The 17,023-nt window shown below is 69.0% G+C and carries 15 protein-coding genes; 7 read left to right on the top strand and 8 right to left on the bottom strand.

What is annotated here, in order from left to right; translation table 11 throughout:
- Nucleotides 1-2 precede the first annotated feature (2 nt).
- Together IEW24_RS05140 and IEW24_RS05135 are read right to left on the bottom strand one after the other, a co-directional pair.
- Nucleotides 3-959: a peptidoglycan-binding domain-containing protein gene (locus tag IEW24_RS05140; protein ID WP_188576016.1), complete on the bottom strand. Its 957-nt coding sequence runs from the start codon at nucleotides 957-959 to the stop codon at nucleotides 3-5.
- The gene (locus IEW24_RS05135) at nucleotides 956-2,473 is read right to left on the bottom strand and encodes a sensor histidine kinase (RefSeq protein WP_188576014.1); all 1,518 of its coding nucleotides are present in this window, start codon (nucleotides 2,471-2,473) and stop codon (nucleotides 956-958) included. The genes IEW24_RS05140 and IEW24_RS05135 overlap by 4 nt, the downstream gene beginning before the upstream one ends.
- A gap of 340 nt (nucleotides 2,474-2,813) precedes the next feature.
- Here IEW24_RS05135 and IEW24_RS05130 point away from each other — a divergent pair, with 340 nt between their 5' ends.
- Entirely contained in the window at nucleotides 2,814-3,236 is a 423-nt protein-coding gene (locus IEW24_RS05130; protein ID WP_188576012.1) for a DUF5330 domain-containing protein, read from the top strand.
- Nucleotides 3,237-3,382: 146 nt separating this feature from the next.
- Complete coding sequence (locus IEW24_RS05125; protein ID WP_188576010.1) at nucleotides 3,383-3,835, top strand: SufE family protein; 453 nt, start codon at nucleotides 3,383-3,385, stop codon at nucleotides 3,833-3,835.
- An 18-nt stretch (nucleotides 3,836-3,853) separates the two neighbouring features.
- Here IEW24_RS05125 and IEW24_RS05120 read toward each other — a convergent pair whose 3' ends face one another.
- The gene (locus tag IEW24_RS05120; RefSeq protein WP_188576008.1) at nucleotides 3,854-4,708 is read right to left on the bottom strand and encodes a LysR family transcriptional regulator; all 855 of its coding nucleotides are present in this window, start codon (nucleotides 4,706-4,708) and stop codon (nucleotides 3,854-3,856) included.
- A 108-nt stretch (nucleotides 4,709-4,816) separates the two neighbouring features.
- On the opposite strand from IEW24_RS05120, the gene IEW24_RS05115 reads away from it, so the two are divergent.
- Nucleotides 4,817-5,827 carry an MBL fold metallo-hydrolase gene (locus IEW24_RS05115; RefSeq protein ID WP_188576006.1) on the top strand — a complete coding sequence of 337 codons (1,011 nt, stop codon included), beginning with the start codon at nucleotides 4,817-4,819 and terminating at the stop codon, nucleotides 5,825-5,827.
- 50 nt (nucleotides 5,828-5,877) lie between these two features.
- Here the strand turns inward: IEW24_RS05115 and IEW24_RS05110 are convergent, their stop codons facing one another.
- The 3 genes from IEW24_RS05110 to IEW24_RS05100 all read right to left on the bottom strand — a co-directional run bounded on the left by IEW24_RS05110 (nucleotide 5,878) and on the right by IEW24_RS05100 (nucleotide 9,544).
- On the bottom strand, nucleotides 5,878-8,070 hold the full coding sequence (locus IEW24_RS05110; protein WP_188576005.1) for a mechanosensitive ion channel domain-containing protein: 2,193 nt from the start codon (nucleotides 8,068-8,070) through the stop codon (nucleotides 5,878-5,880).
- A gap of 389 nt (nucleotides 8,071-8,459) precedes the next feature.
- Nucleotides 8,460-9,110, bottom strand: coding sequence for a DUF6456 domain-containing protein (locus tag IEW24_RS05105; RefSeq protein WP_188576004.1), 651 nt, complete (start codon nucleotides 9,108-9,110; stop codon nucleotides 8,460-8,462).
- Entirely contained in the window at nucleotides 9,107-9,544 is a 438-nt protein-coding gene (locus IEW24_RS05100) for a helix-turn-helix domain-containing protein (RefSeq protein ID WP_244644165.1), read from the bottom strand. The genes IEW24_RS05105 and IEW24_RS05100 overlap by 4 nt, the downstream gene beginning before the upstream one ends.
- Nucleotides 9,545-10,005: 461 nt before the next feature.
- On the opposite strand from IEW24_RS05100, the gene IEW24_RS05095 reads away from it, so the two are divergent.
- A complete protein-coding gene (locus tag IEW24_RS05095) occupies nucleotides 10,006-10,347 on the top strand; it encodes a hypothetical protein (protein ID WP_188576001.1) in 342 nt (113 codons plus the stop codon).
- Between the two features lie 273 nt (nucleotides 10,348-10,620).
- Here IEW24_RS05095 and IEW24_RS05090 read toward each other — a convergent pair whose 3' ends face one another.
- The gene (locus IEW24_RS05090; protein WP_188576000.1) at nucleotides 10,621-11,037 is read right to left on the bottom strand and encodes a Ros/MucR family transcriptional regulator; all 417 of its coding nucleotides are present in this window, start codon (nucleotides 11,035-11,037) and stop codon (nucleotides 10,621-10,623) included.
- Nucleotides 11,038-11,809: 772 nt separating this feature from the next.
- Here IEW24_RS05090 and IEW24_RS05085 point away from each other — a divergent pair.
- Nucleotides 11,810-13,945 carry a S9 family peptidase gene (locus IEW24_RS05085; RefSeq protein ID WP_373870030.1) on the top strand — a complete coding sequence of 712 codons (2,136 nt, stop codon included), beginning with the start codon at nucleotides 11,810-11,812 and terminating at the stop codon, nucleotides 13,943-13,945.
- A gap of 60 nt (nucleotides 13,946-14,005) precedes the next feature.
- On the opposite strand, the gene chpT is transcribed toward IEW24_RS05085, so the two are convergent.
- Nucleotides 14,006-14,656 (bottom strand): histidine phosphotransferase ChpT, encoded by a 651-nt coding sequence (gene chpT, locus IEW24_RS05080; protein WP_188575996.1) that lies wholly within the window; start codon nucleotides 14,654-14,656, stop codon nucleotides 14,006-14,008.
- 254 nt (nucleotides 14,657-14,910) lie between these two features.
- Between chpT and cysQ the strand changes: the two genes are divergently transcribed.
- Both cysQ and IEW24_RS05070 read left to right on the top strand, forming a co-directional pair.
- Nucleotides 14,911-15,717 carry a 3'(2'),5'-bisphosphate nucleotidase CysQ gene (gene cysQ / locus IEW24_RS05075; protein WP_188577383.1) on the top strand — a complete coding sequence of 269 codons (807 nt, stop codon included), beginning with the start codon at nucleotides 14,911-14,913 and terminating at the stop codon, nucleotides 15,715-15,717.
- A 428-nt stretch (nucleotides 15,718-16,145) separates the two neighbouring features.
- Nucleotides 16,146-16,853 carry a DUF1134 domain-containing protein gene (locus IEW24_RS05070; RefSeq protein WP_244644163.1) on the top strand — a complete coding sequence of 236 codons (708 nt, stop codon included), beginning with the start codon at nucleotides 16,146-16,148 and terminating at the stop codon, nucleotides 16,851-16,853.
- Nucleotides 16,854-17,023 lie beyond the last annotated feature (170 nt).

Genomic DNA, 17,023 nt, shown 5'->3' with positions numbered 1-17,023 from the left:
GATCAGTCAATCGCCATGCCGGACACGGTGGCAAGCTCGCGCACCATGCGGTCGGAGAGTTCACCGTCCACCGGCAGGCCACGGTCACGCTCGAAGCGCTGCACCGCCTGCCGGGTCTCCGGCGACATCTGCCCCGTCACCTTCAGCGGGCCGTAGCCGAGCTTGGCCAGCGTGCGCTGCACGCCCAGCACCCGCGATGACGACGGCATGTTGCCCGGCGGGCGGATGGCCCCGGTCACGTCGCCGCCCCCCGGCACGCTGGCGGGCGGGAGCATGCCGCCGGCACCCGCATTCACGGTGCTGCGGCGGATCTGGTTGAGGGTGGCCTCATTGGCCTCACCGGTGACACGCACCCGCGCGCTCTGCTCGAAGGCGCGCACGGCGGCCTCCGTCTTCGGCCCCGTGAGACCATCGGCGGGGCCGTCATAATAGCCGCGTCGGGCGAGTTCGCGCTGCACGTCCGCCACCACCGGCTGCGGCTGGCGGGCCGGGGCCGGTGCTGTGCCGTTGATCAGCGCGGTGAGCGAGGTCGGCGGGCCGGCCGGGGCCGCAGGCGCGGGCGCCGGCTGGGGCGCAACGGAGGCCAGCGGCGCGGGCGCGGTCATGGCCGCCGAGGGCTGCGGCGCGTTGGGCGCCGGCTTGGGTGCGGCCGGCTCGACGGGATCGAGGGCGAGGCGCGTGCGGATGGTGTCGGGCAGCGCGAAACCGAACATGAAATTGGGCTTGTTGCCGTGCTGGAAGGCGAACACGTTCACCAGCACCGCGACCGTGGCGGCGGCCAGAACCGTACCGGCCGCGAAATCGCGGCGGCGCTGGCGGCGGGCGGCTTTCAGCGCCTGCATCTCCGCATAGGGATCGCCGCCCGCGATATCATCAAAATCGTCCGCGTCGTAGCCGCGCTCATAATCGCTCTGCGGCGCGCGGCTATCCTCGCGGGTGTTGCCGAAGTCGATCCTCATGCGAAGCGGCGCCCCTCGCCGGCAAGGCCGGCAAGCCCTGCAAGGCCAGTACCCGCAAGGCCGGTGGCGGGCGCGCGCATCACGTCATCCTCGCCCGCACGGGAGAAGGGGGCGACCACGCTCTGCAGCACCGAGGGCGAACGCTTCACCGGCAGGCTGACGGTGACGGTGGTGCCGCCGCCGACCGTGCTCGCCACGTCGAAGGCGCCGTCATGCAGCTGCACCAGCGCCCGCACCACGGCGAGGCCGAGGCCGCTGCCGCGCGCGCGCCGTTCGGCATCGCCGGTCTGGTAGAAGGGCTCGCCGAGGCGGGCCAGCTCGTCCGCCGTCATGCCGGCGCCCGCATCGCGCACGGCGATGCCCAGCACGCCGTTCTGCGCCGAAACGTTCACTTCCACATGGCCGCCGTGCTCGGAGAACTTCACAGCGTTGGAGAGCAGGTTCAGCACCATCTGGCGCACCGCGCGGGCATCCGCCATGGGGCGCGGCAGGCGCGCGGGCAGGATGCTCGTGACCTTGATGGAACGCCGCGCCGCGTCGAGCGCGATCATCTCCACGCAGCCGTCCACCAGTTGCGGCACGTCCACCGCCTCGAAGGACAGCTCGTAGGCGCCCGCCTCCACCCGCGAGAGGTCGAGGATGTCGTTCACCACGCCGAGCAGGTGCTGGCCGCTCTCGTGGATGATGCGGGCGTAGTCCTCCTTGCGGCGCGGGTCGATGCGCTGATCGGTGTCGGTGGCCAAAAGCTCGGAGAAGCCGAGAATGGTGTTGAGCGGCGTGCGCAGCTCATGGCTCATGGCGGCGAGGAAGCGGCTCTTGGCCAGATTGGCGCGCTCGGCCTCGGCGCGGGCCACATGGTCCGCCTCGGCCTGGAGCTTGGCCACATGAATGTCGCGCCACAGCACCCGCGCCCGCTCCTCGCCGGCCGGCAGGCAGCGCATTTCCATCCACACGAAATCGGGGGCCGCGCCCTCGGCCTCGCAGCGCAGGCGCACCTCGCACAGGCTCTCGGCCGGATTGGCCCCGGCGGTGGCGGCGGACAGCGCATTGAGGAACGCCGGACGGTCCGGCACCAGCACGCGGTCGAACAGGCCCTGCCCGGCGAAGGCATCGTCCGGCAGATGCGCGCGGGGGCCGTCGGCATGTTCCAGCTGGATCACCTCGCCGGCCCGGCCATGCAGGGTCACGAGGGCGAAATCGGCACCGATGATGGAGCGGTCGAGACGCTCGGCGGCGAGCGAGAGGCCCGCCGCCACAGCCGCAAGGGCGGCGGAGACGAGGCCGCAGCCGAGCAGCCAGCCGCCTTCGGCAACGCCGCTCTCGGACAGGCCGATGGCCGCCGCCAGCAGCAGGCCGCCGCCGGCCAGCGCGCACATCAGCGCCAGCGCCCCGAGGCCGGCGGCGCTGTAGCGCCCGACGCCCGCGAGGTCGCGCATGGAGGCAAGCCCCCGGCGCGCGGGCGCCTGCGTGCGCTCCGCTCCGAGACTGCCTGCGCTCTGCCGATGATCGCTCAAGACCCAGTCCATCTGCCCACCGTGAGACCGGCGCCCCAGCGGCGCCCTCAGTGACAATGGCAGGACCATGGCACGGAAGGCTTTAAGCGAACCCTAAACGCCCCGGCCCCGGCCAGGGCACAGCTGCGGCAGGGTGTCGTGGCGGCAGGGTCAGGTGGCATCAGCGTTAACGATGTCTTGCAAAGAAGTGGAGGGCGAGGGCCCCGCTCCGCTGCCTCGCGCGCCTGTCTCTGTTAGCTTCGGCCAAGGTAGTTCGAGGTTCGAGGCCGGCGGAGGCGGTTTCGGGATTTCGCAGGGGCGAGCCGACAGGCAGCCCATATCCGGTGCGCATGAGGGCGTGATGTTCTTCTTGATCCGCATGGCTTTCTGGATCGGCCTGATCCTGCTCATCCTGCCCATCGGCCTCACCTCCGATGGCGGCAGGCAGGTGGGCGCGTTCGAGGCGTTCGGCGCCGTGCAGGCGGCCATTTCGGATGCGCGCGGCTTCTGCCAGCGCCAGCCGGAGGCGTGCGCGGTGGGCGGCGAGATGCTGAGCCACATCACCGACAAGGCGCAGGCCGGTGCCCGCTGGGTCTATGAGACCATCGGCGCCCAGAAGGGCGAGCACAGCCCGGCCCTGCCCGAACCCGCCCAGCAGAACGCCGCGCAACCCGCGCCCCATGGCCTGACCCCGCAGGATCTGAGCCCCGCCTGGAGCGGCGAGCCCGCGGCCCCCGCAGCCCCTGCCCCCGGCATGCCGCTGCCGCCCCGTCGCCCGGCCTGAGAGCCAGAGTCCCCTTTTCCTTCCAAGCCGCGCTGCCAGCGCCTATATGGAAAGCACGATGCCGCCCGCGCGGCGAAACCCGAGCTTTCCGTTCGACCTGAGCCTTCGCCGGCCGGACCCGGACGCGCTTTCAGGACGAGTGTTTCATGGACGCAGCCAACACCGCCGCCTCGGGCAAGTCCGTCGAGGAACTGATCGAGGACTTCGCCCTCCTGGACGACTGGGAGGACCGCTACCGCTTCGTGATCGAGCTGGGCAAGGAGCTGCCGCCGCTGCCGGAGGAGCTGCGCACCGAGGCGAACAAGGTGCAGGGCTGCACCAGCCAGGTGTGGCTGATCGGCACCCGTCATGACGGGCCGAACGGCACCGTGCTCGATTATCAGGGCGACAGCGATGCCCATATCGTGCGCGGCCTCGTGGCGGTGCTGCTCACCATTCTCTCGGGCAAGAGCGCGGATGCCATCCTGAAGACCGATGCGCTGGCGGTGTTCCGCCAGATCGGCCTTGAGGGCCATCTGACGCCCCAGCGCTCCAACGGCCTGCGCTCCATGGTCGAGCGCATCCGCGCCGACGCACAGGCGGTGCTGGCGGAAGCCTGAGGGCGGCCGGATACGGCCCTACCCCGCCAGCAGCCGCACCGCCGTATCGGCGAAGGCGCGCAAGCGGGTGAGGCGCTTCAGGTCGCGGTGGTAGCCCATCCAGAGTTCACGCGACGGCGGCTCGGCGCCGAGATCGAGGCGCGTCAGCCCCGCCGTCCGGTCGCCGACGGCGCGGGGCAGGCAGGCAAGGCCCACGCCCGCCACGCAGAGCCGGGCCTGCACCGTGCGGCTGTTGGACAGGAACACCCGCCCCGCCTGCGGCAGACGCTGCCTGAGCCAGCTCTGGGCGAGCACGTCGCGCTCGCCGTGCGGCGCATCCTCGATCAGCGTCAGCCCGGCCCCGCCTGCGCCCACGCGCGGCGCCACGTCCGCTGCCGCATAGGCGGCGAAGGGCAGTACGGCGAGGCGCCGCTGCACGATGTCCGCTTCCTCGAACGGCACCACCCGGAAGGCGATGTCCGCCTCGCGCTGGGCCAGGCTGTAGAGCCGGCTGGCGCTCAAGAGGTCCACCTCCACCTGCGGATGCGCGGCGGCGTAGGCACCGACCACCTCCGGCAGCACGAACGCGCCCACCCAATCCGAGCAGGACACACGCAGCCGCCCGGCCAGCAGGGCCTCCGCGCCGGAGACCCGGCGCCGGATGGCCTGCGTCGCCTCCTCCATCTCCTCGGCCAGCGCGAGAATGGCCGTGCCCTCGTCGGTGAGCACGAACCCCTCCGCCGTGCGCTGGAACAGCGCCTGCCCGAGCGCCGCCTCCAGTGCCCGCAGCCGCCGGCCGATGGTGGGATGGCTGAGGTTCAGCGCCTTGGCGGCGGCGCTCTGGGTGCCGGTGCGGGCCACGGCGAGGAAGATGCGCAGGTCACTCCATTCCAAGGGATGGGCCTCGTACAAAACTGAACAGATCCTGTGCGGATCAGTGAATTGAAAGTCAGTTTTGTAAAGGCGATCTCCAGCCCCGACAACCTGTGCTGGAAGGCATCCATGACCGACATTCTCCCCCTTTCCCGTCGCGGCCTGCTCTCGCACGCCGGTCTCGCCGTCACCGGCCTTGCCGCCGCAGCGACCATCGGCCTGCCCGCCGCCGCCACCGCCGCCGGCCCCGCATCGAAGCCCCCCGTCCCAAGGGCGCAGGTGCCCGGCGTCTATCGCATCCCGGTGGGCGACAGCGTCATCACCGCCATCGCCGACGGCTACGGCACCTTGCCGCTGGCGGCGGTGACGGGCGCCACCAGGCCGGAAGCCGATGCGCTCGGCCGTGCCGCCTTCGTGCCGCCCGGCGATTTGCCCATCGACTTCAACGCCTATCTCATCGAGACCCCGAAGCGCCGCATCCTCGTGGACACCGGCGGCGGCACCGCGCTGGGCGCCGGGGCAGGCAAGCTCAACCGCAACCTCGCTGCGGCCGGCATCGACCCGAAGAGCATCGACGTGCTGCTCATCACCCATCTGCATCTGGACCATATCGGCGGCATGCTCACCGCCGCCGGTGCCCCCGCCTTCCCCAATGCGGAACTGCTGGTGCATGCGAAGGAGCGGGCCTACTGGACCGACGATGCCATGCGCACCCGCGCGCCCGCCGACTTCAGGGGCGCCTTCGATGCCGCCCGCGCGGCGCTCAACGCCTATGCCCGGCGCACCACCCTGCTGGAGCGCGACGGGCAGGAGGTCGTCTCCGGCGTCACCATCATGGAGCTGCCCGGCCACACGCCGGGCCATGTGGGGGTGCGGGTGGCGAGCGGCGCCCGCCAGCATCTGATCTGGGGCGACATCATCCACGTGCCGCACCTGCAATTCGCGCAACCGGCGTGGGGCGTGGTGTTCGACGTGGACGGCGCGCTGGCGGTGAAGACCCGCAAGGCCATGCTGGACATGGCGGCGGCGGACGGGCTGGACGTGTCCGGCATGCACCTCGTCTTCCCCGGCCCCGGCCATGTGGTGCGCAGCGGCAATGCTTACGCCTTCGCGCCCGCGCGCTGGCAGTACGACATCTGAAAGCGTGCGGGGCGCGCGCAACCCGCGCGCCCCGCATCCTCTTCACACCCTCACGCCGCTTCCGCCGTCCCGCTCAAGGCCGGGACGCGGGAGGCGAGGCGGACGCCGGCCGCCTGCAGACGCTCCTTGAGCAGGCGATTGATCTCGCGGCCCACGCCATATTGCTGCAACGGCAGGGTCTTGATCGCGCCCTTGATGACGATGCCGTCGAGGCCCACCACGTCCACGCCCCAGACATCCAGCGGTGCCATGATCTTGCCCCGGAAGCGGGTGTCTTTCTGCACCTCGTCGCCGACCTCCTTGAACACCTCGATGGCCCGCTCCACGTCGGCGCTCACATCCAGCGTCACCCCCGCCGTATAGACGCCGAAGCCGCGCGAGGAATTCTTCAGCGCCTTGATGGTGGAGAAGGGGATGGAGTGCAGCGCGCCGTCGCCATCGCGGATCTTCACCGTGCGGATGGTCAGCGCCTCCACCGTGCCCGAGCGCCCGCCCGTATCCACCACGTCGCCGATGGCCAGCGTATCCTCCAGCAGGATGAACAGGCCGGTGATGACGTCCTGCACCAGCTGCTGGGAGCCGAAACCCACCGCGAGGCCGACCACACCGGCACCGGCGATCAGCGGCGCGACATTGATGCCGAGATTGGACAGGATGCCGATCACCGTCAGCACGGAGAGCGCCACGAACGCCACGTTGCGCAGCAGCGGCAGCAGGGTCATCACCCGCGCCGAGCGCTGATGGCGGGCGTCGGCGGGGGTGAGCACGCCGGAAATCCAGGCATCCAGCACCACCCACAGCACCCATGCCGCCAGCGACACGATGGCGATGGACACGATCGGCCCCACCACCGAGGCGCCGGCGCGGCTGTTGGCCCAGGTGATCACATCCACGCTCCAGAGCTGGAGGCAGGCGATCACCGCCACCAGAGCGATGGCGAACTGGACCAGCCGGAAGCCCATGTTGCCGAGGCGATCCAGCACCATCACCCGCGTGGCCGCGCGCACCGGCCGGCGCACGCGGTTGTTGCGGCGCTCGCCAAACCGGCTGAGCGCCGCCGACACGATCAGCGCCAGCACGATGAGGGCCACCGACAGGAAGGACTGCACGATGAAGCCGCTGCCCTGCGTGCCGAACAGCCGGGTGGCGATGTTCATGACCACGAACACCATGCCGAGCTGATGCCAGTGGGCGCCCAGCCACTGGGTGGCGCGATCCCACGGCGCGGCTTCGGCGCTGGCGTGGTGGCCCTTCACGATCAGCGCGCGCACCGTGCGGCGCTGGCTGACGATGACATGGAGCGCGATCAGCGGCACCGCGAGGTCGAGCACCAGCGAGAGGATGTCCGCCGTGGCCGGGCCGATGAGGCTGCGCAGCTCGGGCAGCGCCATCAGCGAGCCGGCCACCGCCACGCCCGCGAGCAGGCCCGCCAGCGGGGTCAGGCGGCGCTGCGCATAGGCCACGATCCGCCAGCCCTTCGAGGGCGCCAGCAGCACCAGCGCGCAGGACAGCAGCTCGGCGATGGAGAGCCCCACCGCCAGCGGCACCGTGAAGCTGAAGAAGATCACCGCGCTTTGCCGCGTCAGGCCCAGCACCTGCGGCCACAGTGCCGCGATGGACAGGCAGACGACCAGCGGCAGCAGGCCCAGCAGGCCACGGATGGACGCCTCCCGCGCCACCTGCCCCACGGTGGCGGACTTCGCCACGCGGGTGCGGATGCGGCGGCGGATATAGAGCAGCGTCATGAAGGCCACCGCCGTGATGATCAGCCAGCCCGGCACGGCCCGCACGCCGAAGTCGCGCAACTGGTCGCCCACCTCGGGCGCGGAGAGGCGGCGCTCGATCTGGTCGCCGGCCTGATCCAGCTTGACGTCGATGGGCGCGCCAAGGGCCGCCGTGGGCAATCTCGTGCCGAGATCGCGCAGCCAGCTGATGACGCCGGCCACGAGGCCGCCATTGCCGAGCACCGCCTTGCCGTCATCCGCCGGCTTTTCCGGCGCGGCGGCGGGAGCGGCGGCAGGCACTGCAGCGGGGGTGCCGCCGGCGGGCGCGGTGCCGGGCTGCACCTCTTCCAGCTTGCGGATCAGCTCACCCCGCAACCTGTCATCCTTCATCACCTTGACCAGTTCGCCCAGCGGATCGGCTGCGGCGGCATTGGCGGGCGGCGCCTCGGGCTGCTGGGCCTGGGCGGACCACACCGGCAGGGCGAGGAAGAGGAAGACGGTGACGAGCATTCGCTTCATCGGGAACTCCGCGATGACACAATGGTCCAGTGGTGCTCCGATCAGGGAAAGCTGTTCTGCATCGCCCGAAAGATGAGCCCACGGATGGATACGGAAAGGTCCGTTCCGGTGCCGGCACCGGCAAGACATGGACCGGATCAGGTGCTGATCCCCGCTTGGCTTTACGATTGCCGGGCTGCGCCTTTAGCCACAAAAGTACCATCCCCAATGGCCAAGACGCCGCTCCGGCACCAGTCGATCAACGCCCGATGCGCGGTTTTGCTCCATCTTTTCGCGGCGCAACCTGTCCGCCCGGCTGCATGGGGGTCGAAAACCGGGCAGGCGCCGGCACCGGCGGAACGGCATCCGCCGGTGCCGGGCCTGCCCGCCTGCCGGTTCGGCGCGGGGCGTCAGCCCGCGCCGTCCGGCCCTTCGGCGGCACGCCAATGCCGCAGCGGCGACCGCGCCCGGCCCTGCGCCTCCCCGGCCAGGCCATAATGCCGGGCCAGACGGTCAAGCCCGAGGCCCAGCACCACCTTGGCGGTGCGGGCGGGCCATTGGCGCTCGGCCTCCACCGTCTCCAGCCCCTTGAGGAAGCAGCAGACATCCAGCAGCACGCCGTTCAGTTCCGGCCCCACCGCCCGCAGTGCGGCGGCGAGCCGGGCCTTGGCGGCCAGCACCGCATCGGAGAAGCTGCCCGGACTGCCGCCACCGCCCGATCCCAGCACCGACCAGTCGGTGGTGACGCGGGGCGTGAGGCGAGCGGTGGTGAAGTCCGTGCGCAGCCGCTCCCCGGCCGCGAACTGGGCGGTGGAAATGAGCGGCTGCCCATCCCGTCCCCGCCGGCTCGCCAGCCAGCCCAGCGGGCTCTCGTCCGCCAGCACGGTGCAGCTCTCGCCGTCCATCCGCACGGTGCGGGTGGCGCGATGCCGGGCCGCCGTCTTCCGGGTATCCGGCTTGCGGCCGGCGCGGCGCACCGGCGGCGGGCTGCCGGCGGGCTGGGTTGGTGCGGGCTCGCCTGTGGTGCCGGCGAGCGTGATCCTTCGGGCGCGCGGGCTCATGGCTGCACCACCCAGCGCAGCAGTTGCTCGGCGGCGATCACCTCGGCGTCATAGCCGGCCTCGTCGCGGCGCTGCTCCACCCTTTTCAGGGCATGGGCCACGGTGCGGCGGTCACGGCCGAAACGATGGGCCACCTGCACCTGCGACAGGCCCAGCACCACATGGGCCAGATACATGGCGAGCTGGCGCGCACTGACGATCGGTGCGCCCTCCGGGGCGGGGCCGGCCGCCGCCCGGCGCCGCGCCGCCAGCGCCGTCGCGAGGCGGCACAGGAAGGCGGGATCGGCATCCTGGGCCGGGATCGGCAGGACGGGCGCCGCCGCAGGCGCGGGCAAGGCCAGCGGCGTGCGCGCCAGCAGCATCGACACGGAGCAGGTGCGGGAACAATGGCGGCGGCGCCGGGACAGGGGACCGCGAGGAATAAGACAGGTCATGGAAATTCTCCTGAGTAAAGGATTAATTTCCTACGATCATCGTCCCATGTCCACAAGCAAAATACACAGGGAACGCCCCCGCCGCCATCACAAAAACCATTGCCTGCAAATAACTTGCCCGGCATGCGCAGCAGTGCGTGCATTGCAGAGAATTTATGCCTATCAATGCGAGCAGTGGCCGGGATCACATCCGGCACGACGGGTCGCAGCGTCCTCAAAGCCCGGCGCGCACCGGGCACATCGGCGCGTACTTCCGCCCCCTCCCCCGAAGGAGGACAGATCGTGCGCCGCTGCGGGGGTGGGGAAGAAACCGCTCCGCAGCGTTACGCTCCAGAAAAAACGGCGGCCGGAAAGTCCAGTCGCGTCAGGCGTTTGCGCAGGAGTGACGGACGGCGGCGAGCGCTGCGCTCATCCCCACCCCTCCGAGGGGCGCGCATGCTGGCCCGGAAAGGATCCTGCCCATGCCTCCCGTTGCTTCCCCATCGCCGACAACCCTTGCCACGCCCCTCCCCCTGACACGCAGACAAGGAAGCGCCGCCGGGCGGCGGCCGCAGGGGCGCGGAATCCGGGGCTTCACCACACAGGAGAAGGAGGCCGACATCGGCCGGCGCACGGCGGCACTGGCGGTGTTCGCGCCGGACGCTCCGCAGATCGCCTCGGCCTTGCGGGCCATGCGGCAGGCCGCCCGCGCGGGTGCGCCGGGCTATGATCCCGCCCGGCATGCCGCGCTCTGCCGGATGGCCGCACTGGCGCGCAGGGCAGCCGGCCCCGCGCCGGTGCGCCCGAATGATGGCCGGAAATGATTACCCGATAATGCCCCGGCGATCGGCGGGATGATCAGTCGCGCAGGAAGCAAACCGGCGCGCGCATGTCCGCGCCGCGCGACCCTGACGTGCATACTTGCACACCTGCAAACACAGTAGAAAATGCGCCGAATAAGAGCGCGCTCAAGAGAAAATGTGTGCAGTCGCGAGATTGACCGCATGCTCTACAGTCAAAAAAGCGGCGGAAAACACAAAGGGCGCCCGCGACAGTCCTGTCGCGGGCGCCCCTGATAGCGCAGTCTAAGCTTGATCTCAGCGGCGGCGGCGACGCTGCTGGCCGAGACCCATCTGCTTGGCCAGTTCCGAGCGGGCGGCGGCATAGTTGGGCGCAACCATCGGATAGTCCGGCGGAAGACCCCACTTCTCGCGATACTGCTCGGGGCTCATGTTATATTGGGTACGCAGGTGACGCTTCAGCGATTTGAACTTCTTGCCATCTTCCAGGCAGACGATGAAATCGGGCGTCACGGACTTCTTCAACGGCACGGCGGGCTTCAACGGCTCGGGGGCCGCCTCGCTCTCGCCCTTGGAAACGCGCTGCAGTGCCGCATGCACCTCATTGATGAGGGCAGGCAGGTCCGTCGCGGACACCGAATTGTTGCTGACGTAGGCCGAGACAATATCCGCCGCCAGCTCGATGTAGGTGGTCGATTCCGTTGCGTCGCTCATGGGTCTTTCTTCAAGTTTGAATCAAAATTCGGACGGTACGCGCTCCATCGAGCCGGCAATGTTCGCACTAACGCTGTCGCGCGCCCCACGCTGCGACGACGCAGCGATTCGAATGAGCGCCGCTTCTGCCTACCTAGGTTGATCCGACATGAATTGCAAGTTCATTTTGCGCTAAGACACGGTTCTTCTTCCCAGCTCTTTCACAAAAGGGGGAGAAGGCGGAGCAGCACTATAACGTGTAAAGACCACATGCCGCATCCTGCGCAGCAACCCTCCCGCGCCGACGACACCAAGCGCACGCCGCTGCGTCAGCGGTTGCGCTTCGCCGCTCCGATACCTACCTCACGCGCGAAGAACTTATCCAATTGTATCAAAAGGCGTGCCATGCCCCGCCAAGTTTCCCCGGACAAGAGCCGGCGCAGCCACGAAGACTGGTTCTGCCGCCTGTCCCCGGAGCCTGTTCGCGTCATGCGACAGAACAGCACGCTGTACAGCCTCTCCGCGTCCCGCCGCGACAGCAGACGGAAGGCTCTCCCTGCGACCCCGGCCGTAACACACCCGTTATTCGGGGCGCGGGCCGGCTTTCACCCGCTCATCGACATCGCCATATTAAATAATGTGGAAGATAGATCGCTCGGAATGCATCACGTCCGCCACGGCTCGGCGGCCCCCGCTTCCGCGAACAGCTTTTCCCAAGATGCGCCCCCACGCTTTATGCGCTTGCGCAAGAGCAGCCCGGCGCGCTTTCTCCTTTCCGACGACAGTAGCGAGGATAACGGTGCAGCCTGAGACTCTTGCGGCCAATGGCCCCATTCCCACCGCCCCGCGCCGGCCGCAGTCGCGCACGCTGCATGGCGTCACCCTCACCGACGCCTATGCCTGGCTGCGGGCGGACAACTGGCGCGAGGTGATGCGTGACCCATCCGTGCTCGATGGCGACATCCGTACGTATCTCGAAGACGAGAATGCGTATTGCGATGCGTATTTCGCACCGCACGATGCATTGAAGACCGCGCTGGTCGCGGAAATGCGCGGCCGCATCAAGGAAGACGATTCCGGCGTGCCGCTGCCCGACGGGCCCTTTGCTTACTTTTCGCGTCACCGCACCGGCGGCCAGCATCCCCTCGCCTGCCGCCGCCCGCTGCGGGACGACGGCAGCCTCGGCGAGGAAGTGATCCTGCTCGACGGCGACAAGGAAGCGGAGGGCAAGGCTTACTTCCGTCTCGGCGGCGTCCAGCACAGCCCCGATCACGCCCGCCTCGCCTTCTCCGCCGATGAAGCCGGCTCGGAACTCTTCACCCTGCGCATCCGCGATGTGGCGACGGCCGAAAACCTTGGCGATGTCATCATCGACACCACGGGCGACATCCTGTGGGGTACGGACAATGCGACACTCTATTATATCCGTCGCGATGCGGAGCATCGTCCTTCCCTCGTCTATCGCCACCTGATCGGCACCGATCCGGCCACCGACGCGCTCGTCTATCAGGAGCCGGACAAGGGTTTCTTCGTGTCGCTGGGGCAGACCCAGTCGAAAGCTTTCGGCCTCATCGCCTGCGGCGACCACGAGACCTCCGAAGTCTATCTGCTCGATCTCGCCGACCCGCAGGCCAGGCCCCGGCTGGTGAACGCCCGCTCGGTTGGCCTGCGCTATGACGTGGAGCACCATCCGGGCCCGGACGGCACCGGCCTGTTGATCCTGCTCACCAATGCCGACGGCGCGGAAGACTTCAAGATCGTGACCGCTACGGTCAATGATCCGGTCAAGGCCAACTGGCGCGATCTGGTGCCCCATCGCACCGGGCGGATGATCCTGTCGCAGACCGCCTATCGCGATCATCTGGTTCGCCTCGAGCGCGAGGACGGCCTGCCGCGCATCGTGCTGCATCGCTGGAGCGACGGCGACGAGCATCCCATCGCCTTCGCGGAAGAGGCCTATTCGCTCGGCCTCGACGGCGCCTATGAATTCGCGCCCAAAGCCCTGCGCTTCACCTATGCTTCCATGACCACGCCGTCGGAAGTGTGGGCCTATGAGGTGGAAAGCCGCGAACGCACCCTGCTGAAGCGGCAGGAAGTGCCGAGCGGCCACGCCCCCGCCGCTTATGTCACCCGCCGCCTGTTCGCCACCGCGCCGGACGGCGAAACCGTGCCGGTGTCGCTGCTCTACCGGGCGGACACCCCGCTCGACGGCTCGGCGCCCTGCCTGCTCTATGGCTATGGCGCCTATGGCATGTCCATGCCGGCGAGCTTCTCCACCACGCGCCTGTCGCTGGTGGATCGCGGCTTCGTCTATGCCATCGCCCATATCCGCGGCGGCACCGAGAAGGGCTGGCACTGGTACACGGACGGCAAGCTGAAGAAGAAGACCAACACCTTCTCCGATTTCATCGCCGCCGCCGAGCATCTGGTGAAGGAAGGTTTTACGAAACCTGAAGGCATCGTCGCTCATGGGGGGTCTGCGGGCGGCATGCTCATGGGCGCCATCGCCAACATGCGGCCGGATCTGTTCAAGGGCATCATCGCGGAAGTGCCGTTCGTGGACGTGCTCACCACCATGCTGGATGACACGCTGCCCCTCACCCCGCCGGAATGGCCCGAATGGGGCAATCCCATTCTCGACGCCGAGGCCTTCGCCACCATTCGCGGCTACTCGCCGGTGGACAATGTGACGGCGCAGGCCTACCCGGCGCTCTTCGCCCTGGCGGGCCTCACCGATCCGCGCGTGACCTATTGGGAGCCGGCCAAATGGGTGGCGTCCCTGCGCGAGAAGAACACGGGCACCGATCCGGTTCTGCTGCGCACCAACATGGAAGCCGGCCACGGCGGCGCGGCGGGCCGCTTCGACCGGCTGGAGGAAGTGGCGCTGTCCTACATCTTCGCGCTGAAGAGCGTGGGACGGGAAGGCTGAGAAACGAAAACGGGCGGCCGCACGGCCGCCCGTTGTTCGGGAAAGAAGCGGATAGGTCCCTCAGCCCGCCGTCGCGGACAGCGTGACGGTCTCGCCATCCTGCGCGAAGCCGAGCACGAGGCCGCAGTCGCGCGCCAGCATGCCGGCATAGAAGGGCTGCACCGCATGGGCATCGAGCCCGCTTTCCGGCGTCTCGCAGGCCAGCAGCGGCAGCACGCTCTGGGGGATGCGCGCGGAAACACCCGTGGAGGCGATGGCAAAGCCCATCTCGGCGCCCGTGCCCACCGGGCTCACCTGAATGGTGCCGCCGCGCGGAATGGTCATCACGGTCAGCAGCATCATGTTGAGGAGCAGCTTCACGCGGTTCTTGGCCAGCAGCTCGCGCGGCAGCAGCCATTCGATCTTGGTGCGCTGGTCTTCCATCATGCCGCGCACCACCTGCTCGGCATCGCCGAGGTCAAGCATGGCGCGGGAGGAGCCCGCCGCCCCGAAGGCGATGCGGGTGAACTGAAGGCGGGCGGAGGCCTGACGGGCGCTCTTGGCGATCAGGTCCAGCGCCACCTCGCGCATGTCGGCGGCGTCCTCGTCCTCCAGCACCTCAAGGCCGTTGACGATGGCGCCCACGGGGCTGATCACGTCATGGCACACGCGCGAGCACAGAAGCGCGGCCAGATCGAGGGCCGAGATGGTGACGGTGGGCTCGGAAGACATGGCGTATCCGTAAAACGGTTCCGGAAGCCGAAGGACGCGAAACCGATGGGCGCACACATCGCGATGCAGCGCAACCAGAGTCCCGCGGAACGGCGCGTGCGCGCTCTGATATACGCGGAATTCGCCGGCTACAAGCTTGAGCGGGAGCCCCACGGCTTTCGCGATCCCGCCCATTGGTCCTATGAAGAACCACTTTCATCCCCTGCGCGCTGCGGTGCGGCAGGCCATCCAGCCCTTTTCCGAGCTTTGCCGTGATGCCCCAATCCGCCGCTGACAACATGATCCTGCTCACCGCCCTCGCCCGCATCGCGCTTGATGCCGGGGCCGCCATCCGGCGCATCGAGGCGGCGGGCATCGCCGCGCGTGTGAAGGCCGACAGGAGCCTCGTCACCGATGCCGATCAGGCGGCGGAGGATCTCATCTGCCCGGCGCTGGCGGCGCTTCTGCCCGGCACGCCCATCGTGGCCGAGGAAGCCGCCTCCTGCGGCAATATCCCCGAGCCCGGCCGCCGCTTCCTGCTGGTGGACCCGCTGGACGGCACCCGCGAGTTCATCTCCGGCAATGGCGAATACACGGTCAATATCGCTCTGGTGGAGGACGGCACGCCCACCTTCGGCATCGTCTATGCCCCCGCCAAGGGCCTGCTCTATGCTGCCGCCCCCGGCGCCGCCTTCCGCGCCATCCGCGCCCCGGAGGATGCGGTCTCCCCGGACAGCTTCGCCCCGATCCGCTGCCGCCCCCGTCCTTCGAGCGGCCTGAAGGTGGCGGCGAGCCGCTCCCATTGCGATGCGGACACCCAGGCCCTCATCGACGGGCTCGGGGAGACGGACTGCATCTCTGCCGGCTCGGCGCTCAAGTTCGGCCTGCTGGCCGAGGGCGAGGTGGATATCTACCCCCGCCTGTCGCCGGTGATGGAATGGGACAGCGCCGCCGGCCATGCGCTGGTGGTCGCGGCGGGCGGGAGCATCCGCCGCCCGGACGGCACGCCGCTGACCTATGGCCACCCGGAGAACGGCTTCAAGGTGCTGGGCTTCATCGCCGAGGGCGCACCGGCGGCGTGAGGGCGGTCGAAAGCGAGCAGCGTGCACAAATTACAACGTCTGCGCGGATTTAGTGGAGGGCAAAGGGTCCTCCATGCAGCAATAGATCGTCAAGCCCGGGCATGACGACCCTCTAGAGAGAAACGTTCCCCTGCATCTCCACACCGGCTGAACCTCACCCTCCCTTCCCCTCACGTCCCCGTGCCCCGCCCACAGGGTTAACGGCCGGTTTAGATTTGCCAGCCAAAGCTCGGCCATCACCCGGCGCGCGGCCGGGCCATGCCGGTGCGGGGAACAGCTTTCCCTCGCCGGGCATTGCTTTGCCGGCCGTCGCCCCCATCTGAGGCTTGGCCTTGTGCCGCGCCTTGTCCGCGTCACAGAGAGGGCAGACGATCGGATTGCCGATTCGCGGCCCTCGAAGTCCCGACGCCAAACGCGAGATCTTCCGCATGACCATCCCGCGCTCTTCTCTGGTCCGTCCCCTCGCCGGGGCCGCCATGCTCGCGTCACTGGTCGCAGGCTTCGCCGCGCCGGCCGCGGCCCAGCAGCAGCCTTATGGTTCGCAGGGCCAGCCCTATCAGGGCCAGGGTACCTATCAGGGCGGTGGCGGCGCCTATCAGGGCCAGAGCGGCGGTGGCTACCAGCCCCAGCAGCCGCGCGGCTATCAGCAGCAGAGCACCTATTCCCAGAACGAGCTGGTGGCCAAGGGCCATTCCTTTTTCGGCTCGGTCTCCAAGGGCCTCGCGCTCACCATCCAGAAGGCCGTCTCCCAGTGGGGCGAGCCCAATGGCTACATCCTCGGCCAGGAAGGCACCGGCGCCTTCGTCGGCGGCCTGCGCTATGGCGAGGGCACGCTCTATACCCGCAATGCCGGCGACCTGAAGATGTACTGGCAGGGCCCGTCCATCGGCTGGGACTTCGGCGGCGACGGCGGCCGGACCATGATCCTGGTCTATAACCTGCGCACCGTGGACGACGTATTCCGCCGCTTCGGCGGCGTCACCGGCTCGGCCTATTTCGTGGCCGGCTTCGGCATGACTGCGCTCGCCAATGACAATGTGGTGGTGGTGCCGATCCGCTCGGGCGTCGGCGTGCGCCTCGGCGCCAACATCGGCTATCTGAAATTCACCGCCCAGCCCACTTGGAACCCCTTCTGACCCCGGCAGGCTTCAGCGTGGCGGAAATAGTGCCGCCGCGTTGATCCCGACACACCGCCCGGACGTAACCAAAACGCAAGGTCAAGAGACGGGCGCCGATGCTGCACTGTGGCATGGCGCCCGTTTGCGTGGCATGAATGGACCCGCCCGGCCCATCTTGACCCGAAGGT

The organism is Azorhizobium oxalatiphilum (genome assembly GCF_014635325.1).
GTDB classification, from domain to species: domain Bacteria; phylum Pseudomonadota; class Alphaproteobacteria; order Rhizobiales; family Xanthobacteraceae; genus Azorhizobium; species Azorhizobium oxalatiphilum.
The sequence above is the reverse complement of the archived record's forward strand: the minus strand, read 5'-3'. Positions and strand labels throughout refer to the sequence as shown.